13 protein-coding genes are annotated in these 12877 nt (G+C 36.0%); 9 read left to right on the top strand and 4 right to left on the bottom strand.

The annotated features are described in order from the left end of the window. Positions 1-12: 12 nt before the first annotated feature. The 4 genes from CIG1485E_RS03655 to CIG1485E_RS03670 form a co-directional block, all read right to left on the bottom strand. On the bottom strand, positions 13-513 hold the full coding sequence (locus CIG1485E_RS03655; protein WP_038453793.1) for an ankyrin repeat domain-containing protein: 501 nt from the start codon (positions 511-513) through the stop codon (positions 13-15). Between the two features lie 88 nt (positions 514-601). Further along, positions 602-2059 carry a catalase gene (locus tag CIG1485E_RS03660; protein ID WP_038453795.1) on the bottom strand — a complete coding sequence of 486 codons (1458 nt, stop codon included), beginning with the start codon at positions 2057-2059 and terminating at the stop codon, positions 602-604. 146 nt (positions 2060-2205) lie between these two features. After that, positions 2206-4602 carry an endopeptidase La gene (lon, locus tag CIG1485E_RS03665; RefSeq protein WP_038453797.1) on the bottom strand — a complete coding sequence of 799 codons (2397 nt, stop codon included), beginning with the start codon at positions 4600-4602 and terminating at the stop codon, positions 2206-2208. 8 nt (positions 4603-4610) lie between these two features. Then, the gene (locus CIG1485E_RS03670) at positions 4611-5258 is read right to left on the bottom strand and encodes an outer membrane protein assembly factor BamD (RefSeq protein ID WP_038453799.1); all 648 of its coding nucleotides are present in this window, start codon (positions 5256-5258) and stop codon (positions 4611-4613) included. Positions 5259-5455: 197 nt separating this feature from the next. Between CIG1485E_RS03670 and CIG1485E_RS03675 the strand changes: the two genes are divergently transcribed. The 9 genes from CIG1485E_RS03675 (at position 5456) to CIG1485E_RS03715 (ending at position 12840) form a co-directional block, all read left to right on the top strand. Further along, on the top strand, positions 5456-6217 hold the full coding sequence (locus CIG1485E_RS03675; protein WP_038453801.1) for a hypothetical protein: 762 nt from the start codon (positions 5456-5458) through the stop codon (positions 6215-6217). Further along, positions 6214-7470, top strand: a complete 1257-nt coding sequence (locus tag CIG1485E_RS03680) for a peptidase U32 family protein (protein WP_038453804.1) — start codon at positions 6214-6216, stop codon at positions 7468-7470. The genes CIG1485E_RS03675 and CIG1485E_RS03680 overlap by 4 nt, the downstream gene beginning before the upstream one ends. Before the next feature lie 148 nt (positions 7471-7618). Continuing rightward, positions 7619-8116: a 5-(carboxyamino)imidazole ribonucleotide mutase gene (purE, locus tag CIG1485E_RS03685; protein ID WP_038453806.1), complete on the top strand. Its 498-nt coding sequence runs from the start codon at positions 7619-7621 to the stop codon at positions 8114-8116. 9 nt (positions 8117-8125) lie between these two features. Beyond that, on the top strand, positions 8126-8593 hold the full coding sequence (locus CIG1485E_RS03690) for a DUF3972 domain-containing protein (RefSeq protein ID WP_038453808.1): 468 nt from the start codon (positions 8126-8128) through the stop codon (positions 8591-8593). 32 nt (positions 8594-8625) lie between these two features. Next, positions 8626-9483 carry a glycine--tRNA ligase subunit alpha gene (glyQ, locus tag CIG1485E_RS03695; RefSeq protein WP_038453810.1) on the top strand — a complete coding sequence of 286 codons (858 nt, stop codon included), beginning with the start codon at positions 8626-8628 and terminating at the stop codon, positions 9481-9483. Further along, positions 9480-10205 carry a Nif3-like dinuclear metal center hexameric protein gene (locus CIG1485E_RS03700; RefSeq protein ID WP_038453811.1) on the top strand — a complete coding sequence of 242 codons (726 nt, stop codon included), beginning with the start codon at positions 9480-9482 and terminating at the stop codon, positions 10203-10205. The genes glyQ and CIG1485E_RS03700 overlap by 4 nt, the downstream gene beginning before the upstream one ends. 18 nt (positions 10206-10223) lie before the next feature. Next, positions 10224-10937: a zinc ribbon domain-containing protein gene (locus CIG1485E_RS03705; RefSeq protein ID WP_038453813.1), complete on the top strand. Its 714-nt coding sequence runs from the start codon at positions 10224-10226 to the stop codon at positions 10935-10937. Then, positions 10934-12067, top strand: coding sequence for a lipid IV(A) 3-deoxy-D-manno-octulosonic acid transferase (gene waaA, locus CIG1485E_RS03710; RefSeq protein ID WP_038453815.1), 1134 nt, complete (start codon positions 10934-10936; stop codon positions 12065-12067). The genes CIG1485E_RS03705 and waaA overlap by 4 nt, the downstream gene beginning before the upstream one ends. Positions 12068-12078: 11 nt before the next feature. Further along, positions 12079-12840 (top strand): pseudouridine synthase family protein, encoded by a 762-nt coding sequence (locus CIG1485E_RS03715; protein ID WP_038453818.1) that lies wholly within the window; start codon positions 12079-12081, stop codon positions 12838-12840. Positions 12841-12877: the final 37 nt, after the last annotated feature.

The raw sequence follows: 12877 nt of genomic DNA on the forward strand, positions 1-12877 counted from the left end.
TGGCTTTTAAATTTAGAATGCAGTTTGAGGATTGTTTTTAGGTTTTTTGGCAAAAAGTCTTAGGATTTTTGCGCTTATGATTTTTAGTATGCTTCTTTTTTTGCTTTTGATTAGTAGATACTGAGCTATCTCAGTCTTGCCAAACATCACAGCAAAGCTATATGGAGTTAGCCCCATGCCGTTGTTTGCATCGATATCGGCTCCACTTTCTACGAGAAGTTTTACCATTTCAAGATTGCCTTTGAAGCAAACTCCAGCAAGTGGCGTTTGACCACGGTCATTTCTATCATCGACTCTAGCGCCTTTGCTTATAAGCATTTTAGTGGTTTCATAAGAGCCATTGTAGGCTGCAAGCATAAGCAAACTATCGCCTTTGTGGTTTTGTAAATTTGGACTTAGTCCAGCATTTATCATCATTTCAAGATCGTTTGTTTGATTGCTTCTAGCAAAATTAAAAGCATATCCGCAAAGCTCTTCGTAGCGTTTTTCTTCTTCTTGAGTTATATTTGTCATTATTTTTCCTTTTTTAAATTTGAAAAACTTTGAGTAAAATCTTTCAAATTTAAAAAGCCGCCCCAAGTGGGAGGGGGCGACTTAAAGCTTAGCAGCCGCAGCTACATTTTGCTTTACACTCTGCTATAGCGGCTTTTACGCCAGCAGCGTAGCTTGGATCGATTTTTTCAAAATGACCTAAAGCTCTTTCGATGATTTTTTCACAAACACCTTCCATACTCTCAGCTATGTTTTTATACATTCTTTTCTTCTCATCTTCTGGAAGTATCACGTATAGGGCTCTTGGGTTGCTGTAATAATCCTCATCAACTCTGTGATCCCATCTAGCAGCTACGTCGCCTATAGCAAGATCTGGCTCAAGATATTTGCTATCGCCTACTGGACCACCATTGCTGTTTGGCTCATAGTAAGCTTTTGGTTCTTGTTTGTAGCTTCCGTTGTTCATAAATCCACCAACATAGTAGTTATTTACTTCTACTATTGGTTGATTTACTTTAAGTTGTTGATAATGAACGCCGATTCTGTATCTTTGAGCATCTGGGTAGCTAAAGATTCTAGCTTGTAGCATTCTATCTGGACTCCAGCTTATGCCTGGGACGATGTTGCTTGGACTAAATGCAGCTTGCTCTACTTCGTTGAAGTAGTTTTCTGGATTTTTGTTTAGTGTCATTACGCCAACTGGGATAAGTGGATAATCAGCGTGTGGCCAAGTTTTTGTCAAATCAAATGGGTTAAATTTGCAGTTATTAGCTTGCTCTTCAGTCATGATTTGGATTTTGAAATCCCATTTTGGGAAGTCGCCTTTATCTATAGAGTTGTATAGATCTCTTTGATTGCTTTCTCTATCTTTTGCTATGACTTTTGCTGCTTCTTCGTTTGTTAGGTTTTTGATACCTTGTTTTGTTTTAAAGTGGAATTTAACCCAAAATCTCTCGCCGTTAGCATTTATAAGGCTATATGTGTGACTACCAAATCCGTGCATATGACGGTAGCTAGCTGGAATACCGCGGTCACTCATAAGTATAGTTACTTGGTGAAGTGTTTCAGGGTTTAGCGTCCAAAAATCCCAAGCTGCGTTATTGCATCTTAAATGAGTTCTTGGATCTCTTTTTTGAGTGTGGATAAAATCTGGGAATTTGATACCGTCTCTAATGAAAAATGTTGGAGTGTTGTTTCCTACAAGATCCCAGTTACCTTCTTTTGTGTAAAATTTGATAGCAAATCCACGTACATCTCTCTCAGCATCTGCTGCGCCAGCTTCGCCTGCAACAGTTGAAAATCTAAGGAATAGTTTTGTTTTTTCACCTTTTTGGAAAAGCGAAGCTTTTGTATATTTGCTTATATCTTCAGTTATCTCAAGTTCGCCATAAGCGCCACTTCCGTTTGCGTGAACTGTTCTTTCAGGGATTCTTTCTCTGTTTTGAAATGCAAGTTTTTCAAGTAATTGATAATCTTGTAATAAAACTGGACCTCTAACGCCAGCTGTAACGCTGTTTTGGTTGTCAGCTATTGGGTTACCGCTAGCTGTATTTTGTAATTTAGCCATATTATTTCCTTTTTAATAAAATTTATTATTTGAGAATTATAACTATCAATTCTAAATAATTTTTTAATACTTAACTATATAACTAAAAATATTAATATAAACTTATAAAGTTAAATTAAGGCAAATAAATGCCTTAATTTGCGGGATTATCTGACTAATGCTTGTTTTAGCACGTCACTTATCGTATCAACTGGAAGAATTTGCATATTGTCTTTTACTTCGCTAGGGATTTCATCAAGATCTCTTTCGTAGTTTTTGCGTGGGATTAGAGCGGTTTTTATTTTGGCTTTGTAGGCTGCTATGAGCTTTTCTTTAAGCCCACCTATAGGTAGGACTTTTCCACTAAGAGTTATCTCGCCAGTCATTGCCAAATCATGCTTGACTGGTGAGTTGCTAAGTATGGAGGCGATAGCTGTACTCATGGTGATACCAGCACTTGGGCCATCTTTTGGTGTGGCTCCTTCAGGTACGTGAATGTGAAGATCATAAGCGTTATAGACGGCTATTTCCTTGCCTTTGTCGTCTTTTTGGGCTAAATTTGATGGAATTTTAAGCGATTTGTCATCGATCAAAGTTTTGATAAGACTAAAGGCGATCTGGGCCGATTCTTTCATCACATCTCCAAGCTGACCAGTTATTTGGAGATTTCCTTTGCCCTTTATTTTTATCACTTCTATTTTAAGTACGTCACCACCGACACTAGTCCATGCTAGACCATTTACTATGCCTATTTGATCTTTTTTATCTACTGCATCGATCTCGAAAACCTTTTTATCCAAAAAGTCTTTTAAATTTTTGCTTGTTACGCTGACTTTGCTTACCTCTGAAGTAAGGATTTCAAGCCCAACTTTTCTTAAAATATCAGCTATTCTTCTTCTTAAATTTCTGACACCACTCTCTCTTGTGTATTCTTCTATTATCAAATTTAGAGCGTCTTTATTTATGCTAACTTCCATAGGTTTTAAGCCGTGTTTTTTTAGCTCTTGAGGGATTAGATATTTTTTTGCTATTTCAAATTTCTCTTGAGGTGTGTAGCTAGAAAGCTGGATGAACTCCATTCTATCTCTAAGTGGCGCTGGTATAGAGCCGATGTCGTTTGCTGTGGCGATAAATATGACTTTACTTAGATCAATGTTGAAATTTAGGTAATAATCTCTAAATTTAGAGTTTTGCTCAGGGTCTAGAATCTCTAGCAAGACCGCAGTCGGATCGCCTTTGTAAGATCTTGCAAGCTTATCTATCTCATCTAATACTACTACTGGATTCATACTTTTTGCCTCAATTAGCCCTTGGACGATGCGTCCTGGCATGGCTCCTATGTATGTGCGGCGATGTCCGCGAAGCTCATTTACATCTTCAAGCCCACCTAGAGCAACTCTGATAAGCTCTCTTTTGAGCGCTGTTGCGATTGAGTTTGCAAGGCTTGTTTTGCCTACTCCTGGAGGACCTACGAAGCAGAGTATAACGCCGTTATTTGTCTTGCTGTCAAGCCCTCTAAGGCTTAGAAGCTCTCTTAATCCAAAATATTCAACTATACGTTTTTTTGGCTTTTCAAGACCATAATGATCGCTGTTTAACTGAGCTTCAACGTCTTTTATGCTTAGTTTTTTCTTTGACAAGTTACCAAATGGCACGTCTAAAGCCCAGTCAAGATAACCTTGCGTCATGCTAGCCTCGGATCCATCTGGATGCATACGTGAGAGTCTGTCTATTTGCTTTTTTATCTCTTTATAAGCATCTTCGCCCATAAACGGCTTTTTGGCTTCTAATTTTTCTTTGTATTCGAGTATCTCTTCTTCTTTGCTTGAATCTCCTCCAAGCTCTTTTTGGATCTCTTTTAGCTGCTCTTTTAAGAAGTATTCTTTATTTACTTTATCTATTTTAGAATGAACTTTTGATTTTATTTCTTTTTGAAGTTTATTGGCTTCAATCTCTTCTATTATATAGTCTATTAGTTTTAGGATTTTTGATTCTAAATTTTCTTCTATAAAAAAGCTATAAGCTATGCCTTTTTTAAGTCTTAAAGCACTTGAAATCAGGTCACAAACCCTGACAGGCTCGACGCTTTCGTCTATTGTTTTTAAGAGATCTGGTGGAAAAAAGTGGTTTAAAAGGCTTAGATTTTTTACCTTTTCTCTAAGAACGCTTAAAAGTGCGTCGATTTTTTGATTTGTTGGTCTTTGGACATCGATGACATCGACTGATGCGATTAGTGGATTTGTTGATAAATGCTCTATTATTTTGCCTTTTAAAGAGCCTTGAAATAGTATTTTTACTCTGCCATCTGGCATAGGAACTCTTCTCATTACGCTTCCTATGACTCCAGCATTGTAGCAAGCTTCAAATTCTCTCATACCTTCATTTTGAGGCTTTGAAGAAACGACCAAAATAGGGCTATTATCTTTTATGGCAAGATCTAGTGCTTTTAAATTTTGTTCATCACTCAAAAAGATAGGCGTTATCATAAATGGATACAAAAATAGTTCATCTTCAATGATAACTGGCAAATTTGATGGAAAGTTTTTTTGTCTATTTATCTGCATTAATTCTCCTATTCAAATGGTCTCATATACCAAGGCAAGGTGGGGTCTATTGTTTGCGTATCTTTTAGAGGCGAGTTGTCGATTTTTTCTTTGTAAATTTGAGCTGATTCTGGTTTGTCTGTTCTTTCATAAAGACTGTAAATTTGCGAATCAAGATAGTGGTTTGCTAGTCTAAATTTGACAAGCATAGTTTCGATAAGTGGCTTATATTGAGTATTTGGATATGCTTTTAAAAACTTATCGACTTCAATTATGCTATCGAGCATAAGTTTTTGGTTTCTATTTGGTTTGGAAAATGAATCAAAATTTGCCTTGATTTTTAGGTATTGGGCAAACTCGATTTTTTGCTTTGTGCCATATCTTTTGATGTATTCATCGAGGTAAGCGTTTGCCTCTATATATTTTTCATCATTTACATTTGCTTGAGCTAAAATAAGAAGCATTTGTTCTAGTAAAGGCGATGAAATATGCTCACTAGAAAACGATATATAGTGTTTATCTGCTGATTCTAAATCCGCATCTTTTATATCTTTTATGATTTGTGAATACCACTCATTTGGTGTTAGATTATAAAGTTCGTCTGTGTTTTTATTGCTACATCCAACAAAAAAAATCAAAGCGGCTAGAAATAGCGTTTTTTTGAAATTAACTCTCATGAATTCCCTTTATTTGTTTTTGTAAATTTTGTATTTTACATTAAATTTGATAACGACTTGATAAATGAAGAGAGTTTTTTTTAAATTTAATGCAAAAACATACAAATTTGAATTGGCTTATTTCCATAAAATAACTGTGTAATTCAATTTTTAGAAAATTTTGGCTAAAATATGCAAATTATTTTTAGGAGTTATTTATGACCCAAGAAGAACTAGATGCATTAATGGCTGAAGGGCTTGATGATGACAATAGTGAAGATACAAATGACCAAAAAGTTTTAGACGAATCTAGCCAGATTGATGAAATCAAAGATACACAAGATGAGCCTTTAGAAAAAATAGAAGAGATAAAACCACTTGATGAGATAAGCCCAACAAAAGAAGAAAACCAAAACTATAGAGTTTCTTCGACTTCAGCTTGGCCGCCACCGCCACCTACAGATGACCACAAAATGGTAAGGCAGCTTGATGATGTCACAAAAGACAGTGAAGAAAAAGCCACTGAGATGTTTGATAAGCTTGAAACGATCAATAATTTTTTTATGGACGCTGAAAATCTATGCAACGAAGCAAAAGATGTCGCAAGTAAAAATATAGAAGTATTTGAGAAACTTTGTGCTAAATTTCCAAATGTCGATACGTTTTCAAGTAGTTTAGAACAAAATCAAAATATGCTAAATAACATAGATGATGTGATATCAAATTTGCAAATGGGTCAAGATGAGGTCATGATGACTATGGATATGATGCAATATCAAGATATCCACCGCCAAAAAATCGAACGCGTAATCAATGTCATGAGAGCTCTTAGTAAATACATGAATAGCTTGTTTGAAGGCAAGGTAGAAGATGAGAAAAGAGTTAGCTCAGCAGTGCATATAGAAGGTGACACAACTACTGAAAATATCGTTAGCAATGAAGATATAGAAGCTCTAATCGAAAGCTTGGGTAAAAAGTGAAAAAACCAGAGTTATTAAGCCCTGCTGGAAATTTAACCAAACTTCAAATAGCTTTAAACTACGGTGCAGACGCTGTTTATGCTAGCGTGGGTAGCTTTTCACTTCGTCAAAGAAGCGCTAAGGAGTTTAACCTTGAAAGCTTTGAAGAAGGAGTAAGACTTGCTCACAAAAATGGAGCTAAATTTTACGCTACTATAAATGGATTTCCGTTTAATGGACAGATCGAGCCACTTAAAAAGCATATAAAAACAGTCGCGGATTTTGGCGTTGATGCCTTTATTGTCGCTACTCCTGGCGTGATGAGCTTAGCTAAGCAAATAGCTCCAAAAACAGAGATTCATCTCTCAACTCAAGCCAATGTGATGAACTATCTTGATGCTGAAATCTACCACGAAATGGGCGCTACTCGCATTGTCGCAGCTCGTGAAATGAGCCTAAAAGACGCAGTTTTAATCAAAGAAAAAATACCAAATTTAGAGATTGAGATATTCTGTCACGGCTCAATGTGTTTTGCGTATTCTGGTAGATGCCTTGTCTCAGCAGTGCAAAGCGGTCGTCTTAGCAACCGTGGGAGTTGCGCGAATGACTGCCGTTTCAAATACGAACTTTATGCAAAAAGCGAAGACGGAAACGCGCTATTTAGGCTAGAAGAAGATGAGAGCGGAACTCATATAATGAACTCAAAGGATCTAAATTTGAGTGCATATATAGAAAAAATAATCCAAACAAACGCAGTTGATAGCCTAAAAATAGAGGGTCGCACCAAAAGTGAGTATTACGTAGCTTGCACGACTAGGGCTTACCGCATGGCTATAGATGATGCTATGGCTGGTAAATTTAAAGCTAGCAAATACGAATATGAGCTAAATACGCTTAAAAACCGTGGATTTAGCGATGGATACATCGTTCATAAACCTTATGAGAGAGATGACACGCAAAACCACGTTACGAGCATAGAAGAGGGCACTCATCAAGTCCATGCTATAAGCGAAGACGGGATCGTGTTTAAGACTAAATTTAAAATCGTTCCAAATGAAGCTTATGAGATAGTTGCACCACTAAGCTCTCATATAAATTTAGGTCAAAATGAGCTTGGCATGGTGTATGAAAAAAATGGAAGATATTTTGTGGAATTTACTAAGCTTGTAAGTAAAAAAGGCAAAGAATTTGACGAGATTCATAGTGGAAACGAAAATGAGATAAATTTACCGTTTGAACTACCTAAATTTAGCTTTTTAAGGAAAGAAATTTAAATTTATAGCAAAATTTATTTGAGAATTTAAGATAAAGGGTCACCCTATATATAGGGACTTTAGCATTTTTGCTTCAGTCTGCGACTTCGCAACTGCAAGCAGAAACTAAGCGTTAAAAGTTCATAAAAATATAAAAAAAAGGAGAATTATGAAATTTGTTAGTATTATAATGGGAAGTAAGAGCGATTATGAGATAGTTAGCGAAGCAGCTAAGATTTTGGAGCTTTTTGATGTTAAATATGAGATGATTATCAGCTCAGCTCACAGAAGCCCAAAGCGTACTCATGATTATGTAGCTGATGCAGACAAAAGAGGAGCTCAAGCTTTCATCTGTGCAGCAGGTATGGCAGCACATTTGGCTGGTGCAGTAGCAGCAAACACTACAAAGCCAGTTATCGGCGTACCAATGGGCGGCTCAGCAGTCAATGGTATAGACGCACTTTACTCAACAGTGCAAATGCCAGCAGGTATGCCAGTAGCTACGCTTGCAATAGGTAAAGCTGGAGCAAAAAATGCAGCTTATTTAGCTATTCAAATTTTAGCTTTGAGCGATGATAGTTTAAGCACTAAGCTAGCTGAAGATAGAGCAAAACAAGAAAAAAGTTTAGAAGAGGACTCTAAGAAAATAGAAGTTTTACTAGGATAAGGAGCTAAGATGAAAACCTATCTTGAGATAGATGAATTTTGCAAACTAGTACATTTGGGTCGTGATGTCGTAGATGATATGATAGAGCGAAAAGCGCTAAATATAAAAACTGAAAATGATAAAATTTATATCGAAGCCAATGAAGGCACAATGAGCGTAGTTCCTAGTGATAAGCACGAAATCACCATAAGTAACGCTTCGCTTCCAGGAGAGAGTTTTGTAGAAAAGACTATTGGAACTATACTGAATTTACATGAAAAAGTTTTGGATGCAAAAGATGAAACCCTAGATGTGCTAAGAAATGAGAATAAATTTTTAAAAGAGGCACTTTATAGTATGCAAGATTTGTATGATGAAGATAGAAAGACAGTTGAAGCTCTTACAAATCAGCTTAAAATCGCACAAGATGAGGTTGAGTTTTTGAAAAGAAAATACAAGCTTATGTGGAATAAAGCTGTAGAAAATTTTAAATCATAATTAAAAATAAATCAGATAATCAAAGGAAATTTATGACTTTTAGTGAAATTATTTTGACGTTGCAAACTTATTGGCACGAACAAGGTTGCATAATAGTTCAGCCTTATGATATGCCAGCTGGTGCTGGTACTTATCATCAAGCAACATTTTTAAGAAGTCTTGGCGATAAGCCTTGGAATGTAGCTTACGTTGCACCAAGCCGTCGTCCGACCGATGGCAGATATGGCGAAAATCCGAACCGTCTTGGAAGCTACTATCAGTTTCAAGTCATTATGAAACCAAGCCCAAAAAACATTCAAGAGCTTTATCTAAAAAGCTTGGAGCGTTTGGGCTTAGACATTAGTAAACACGATATTCGCTTTGTCGAGGATAACTGGGAAAGCCCAACTCTTGGAGCTTGGGGACTTGGCTGGGAAGTTTGGCTTGATGGTATGGAGGTTACACAATTTACATATTTCCAACAAGTTGGCGGCATACCTTGTGAGCTTGTGAGTGCTGAGGTGACCTATGGAATCGAACGCCTTGCTATGTATTTGCAAGACAAAGACAATGTCTATGATATCGTTTGGGATGATCACGATGGACGCATTGTCACTTATGGCGACGTGCATAAACAAAGCGAGTATGAGTTTAGCAAATACAACTTTGAGATAGCTGATACTACGATGCTTTTCACTCAGTTTGAAAACGCAAGCAAAGAGTGCAAGGCTATTTTGGAGCATGGATTAGCGCTTCCTGCTTATGACTACTGCATGCTTGCAGCTCACACGTTTAACGTGCTTGATGCAAGGGGAGCTATAAGTGTAACTCAAAGACAAGATTATATCTTAAAAATCCGTGAGCTTGCAAAGGGCTGCGCTGTTGCTTTTAAAGAGAGTATTTCTAAGTGAAAATAGCTCAAATTTACGTTATTTTAGATGAGTTAGCACCATTTTGTGACCAAGAGAGCTGGGATAATTCTGGCTTGCTAATCGGCTCATTTGATGATGAATTTGATGATCTGATTTTAAGTCTTGATTTGGATTTTGATTTAATCAAAAATGCTAAACCAAATAGCTTGTTTATCACTCATCATCCACTTATTTTTAAAGGTCTAAAATCGCTTGATAGCTCAAAATTCCCTTCAAATTTGATAAAAGAGATGATTAAAAAAGATATCAAACTCATATCAATGCATACAAATTTTGATAAACATATTTTGAATAAATTTGTTTTAAGTCAAATTTTGGGATATAAAAATTTCACTCAAATAGGTGATTTCGTGCTTAAATTTGAAGTAAATAAAAGCTTTGAAGAGTTTGCTAAAGAGATAAAAAACAAGCTTAGCATATCAAATTTAAGAGTTGTAAAAGCTGGAGAGTTTGTAAAAACTGCTGCATTTTGCACTGGAAGTGGGGCTGATCTCATAGGCGAGTTTGAAGCTGATTGTTTTTTGAGTGGAGATTTTAAATACCATACAGCACTTGAATGCTACGAAAATGAGCTTAGTTTGATAGATATCGGACACTTTGAAAGTGAGCGATTTTTTGGGGACTGCTTAGCCTTAGCCTTGCAAAAAAGTGAAGTTTTTGCTACAATCACGAATTCAATCAATCCATTTGAGTATCGTTAATCAATAAAAAGGAAAAATATGAACAAATATTTAGAGCAATTAGTAAATCTATCTCAAATTGACAAAAAAATAGATAGTTACGCTCCAAGAATCGAAGGCATAAACGGGGAGCTTAATGAAAAAAAAGATGAGATAAGAAGCATCGATGAGCAAGTAGAAACTATAGAAAATGAAATAGAAGAGTTAAAAACTCAGATTTCAAACACAAACGCACACATAGTTGAGTTTAATAACAAAATCAAAGATGCATCTAAAAAAAGTGGTGCTGTAAAAACAGAAAAAGAGATAAAAGCTCTAAATTTAGAAGAAGATTTAGCAAAAGATCAGCTAGAAGCTGCGAATGAAGAGATCTCTAGGCTTGAGAGAATCATTGATGTAAAACATACCAGTGAAGCTGAGCTAAAAGAGAAAAAGCTAGAGATTGAAGCTTCTTTAAAAGAGCTAGAAAATAGAGTTTCTAGTGAGCTTGAAGAGATAGAAAAAGACAGAAGTAAAGTTTATGCTCAAAAAGATAGTTTGCTTGGCGAAATGAACCAAAAAGTTCTTACATTTTATGAAAAAATTCGCAAATGGGCGAAAAATACAGCCGTTGTGCCAGTAAGAAAACAAGCTTGTTATGGCTGCTTTATGAAGATCAATGACAAAACATACTCAAATGTTATAAAAAGTGAAGATATCGTGACTTGCCCGCACTGTGGCCGCATACTTTATAAAGAAACAAATGAAGAGTGATTTATACATTTCTTAGTTTATTGATTTGGGCTTTGGCGACGCCGTTTTTGGTGTTGCTGAGCTTAAAATCCAAATTCAAAGCTAGCATTCCAGCTAGATTTTTTTTGATAAATAATCCCAAATTTAAAGAAGCAGATTTTCATTTTCACGCTTGTAGTCTTGGTGAAGTTGTGAGTGTAGAAAGCTTGTTTAAAAGTGTGAAAAATGCTAGGATTTCAGTAGTCACTCAAACTGGCTTTAATAAGGCTAGAAGTATTACAAAAGAGGTGAGGTTTTTGCCATTTGAGTGCTTTTTGCCATTTTGGTGGAGCAGGGCAAAGGTGCTAGTCGTGTTTGAGGCTGAGCTTTGGTTAAACCTATTTAGAATCGCTAAAAAAAGTGGCGGAAAAACGGTTTTGATAAATGCTAGAATCAGCGATAAATCATATAAAAATTATCTGAAATTTAAGTTTTATTATAAGTGGATTTTTTCTTATGTGGATCTTGTTTTAGCCCAAAGCGACGTCGATAAAGAGCGCCTAAAAAGTCTCGGGGCAAAAAATGTAAAAGTCGTCGGCAACATAAAATCCACAAATTTAACCAAGCCAACTAAAATATATGAAAAACAAGCAAAGCGTGTTATAACCATAGCTAGTAGCCATGAAAATGAAGAAAAAAACATACTTAAAAATCTAAACTTAAAAGCTGGAGAGCAACTTTTTGTGGCTCCTCGTCATCCAGAAAGATTTGCGAATGTTGATAATTTGCTTAGAGATTTTGCTAAAAATCATGCTTTAAGCTATGAGAAATTTAGCGAAAATTTGGGTCTAAAAAGTGATATTGTGCTGATTGACACGCTTGGAGAGCTAGTAAATGTATATGCTATTAGCGATGTTGTAGTGCTTTGTGGGAGTTTTGAGCCTGGCATTGGCGGACACAATCCAATAGAAATAGCGCAGTTTGGCTGCTCTATAATAAGTGGCAAATTTATACACAATCAAAAATCGCTTTACGGTTGCGTTAGTGGGATCCAGATTTGTGATTATGATAAAATAAATGAGTTACTTAGCGAAAATTTACAAAAAACTAGCATAAAAAATCCGGCTGATTTTAGTCAAATTTTGACTGAAATAAAGAGTTTATTAAAATAAAAAGGCAAAAAATGAAAGAAGAAAAAGCTTATAAACTTCTTGCTTTGCAAGAGGGTATTTCAAACAACGAAGCAAAAGAGCTAATAGATGCTGGACTAGTGAGTGCTAGAGGTCAAAAGATAGTTGTAGCACGTGGAATGCTAAGCGATACTACCACTTTTAAAGTGATGAAAATCGCAAAACCAACTAAGATTTTTGAAGATGAGAACATTATCGCGGTCAATAAACCACCATTTGTGATTAGCGAAAAAGTTGCTGAAATGTTTAAATTTCCACTTCTAAACAGGCTAGATAAGGAGACAAGTGGCGTTGTTTTACTCTACAAAAATGAAGAGTTTCAGCAAAAGGCTATAAAAGAATTTGCAAATAATAAAGTAGATAAAACTTATCTTGCTATTGTTCGTGGTATCGTGGTGGAGGATTTCAGCGTTGAGCTGCCGATCACAACTGTAAAAATGCGCTCAGGTGCGTTTTCAAAGATTGATTTGAGTCGTGGCAAAACAGCTATAACTCACGTAAGTCCACTCATGGTAGAGGGCAAAAAATCTTTCATAAAAGTAGTCATAGAAACAGGCAGAACTCACCAGATCAGATGCCATCTCGCTCACGCTGGATTTGGCGTGATTGGCGATGAAAAATACGCTAAAAATAGCTCAAAAAGAATGTATTTGCATAGCTATGAAATTTCGCTTTTGGGTTATAAATTTAGAGCTCCGCTTGATAGAAGCTTTAGTGAGTTTGGGTTTGAAATCCCAAAAGAATACACAAAATAATCCAGCCAAAAGCTGGATTTTAAAGTATAATAATACA

This window comes from Campylobacter iguaniorum (genome assembly GCF_000736415.1).
In the GTDB taxonomy this organism is placed as follows: domain Bacteria; phylum Campylobacterota; class Campylobacteria; order Campylobacterales; family Campylobacteraceae; genus Campylobacter; species Campylobacter iguaniorum.

What these genes read in the sequence shown, in the direction of transcription:
- CIG1485E_RS03655 (WP_038453793.1), bottom strand. Translation starts at nt 513, where the DNA reads ATGACAAATATAACTCAAGAAGAAGAAAAACGCTACGAAGAGCTTTGC.
- CIG1485E_RS03660 (WP_038453795.1), bottom strand. Translation starts at nt 2,059, where the DNA reads ATGGCTAAATTACAAAATACAGCTAGCGGTAACCCAATAGCTGACAAC.
- lon (WP_038453797.1), bottom strand. Translation starts at nt 4,602, where the DNA reads ATGCAGATAAATAGACAAAAAAACTTTCCATCAAATTTGCCAGTTATC.
- CIG1485E_RS03670 (WP_038453799.1), bottom strand. Translation starts at nt 5,258, where the DNA reads ATGAGAGTTAATTTCAAAAAAACGCTATTTCTAGCCGCTTTGATTTTT.
- CIG1485E_RS03675 (WP_038453801.1), top strand. Translation starts at nt 5,456, where the DNA reads ATGACCCAAGAAGAACTAGATGCATTAATGGCTGAAGGGCTTGATGAT.
- purE (WP_038453806.1), top strand. Translation starts at nt 7,619, where the DNA reads ATGAAATTTGTTAGTATTATAATGGGAAGTAAGAGCGATTATGAGATA.
- CIG1485E_RS03690 (WP_038453808.1), top strand. Translation starts at nt 8,126, where the DNA reads ATGAAAACCTATCTTGAGATAGATGAATTTTGCAAACTAGTACATTTG.
- glyQ (WP_038453810.1), top strand. Translation starts at nt 8,626, where the DNA reads ATGACTTTTAGTGAAATTATTTTGACGTTGCAAACTTATTGGCACGAA.
- CIG1485E_RS03705 (WP_038453813.1), top strand. Translation starts at nt 10,224, where the DNA reads ATGAACAAATATTTAGAGCAATTAGTAAATCTATCTCAAATTGACAAA.
- CIG1485E_RS03715 (WP_038453818.1), top strand. Translation starts at nt 12,079, where the DNA reads ATGAAAGAAGAAAAAGCTTATAAACTTCTTGCTTTGCAAGAGGGTATT.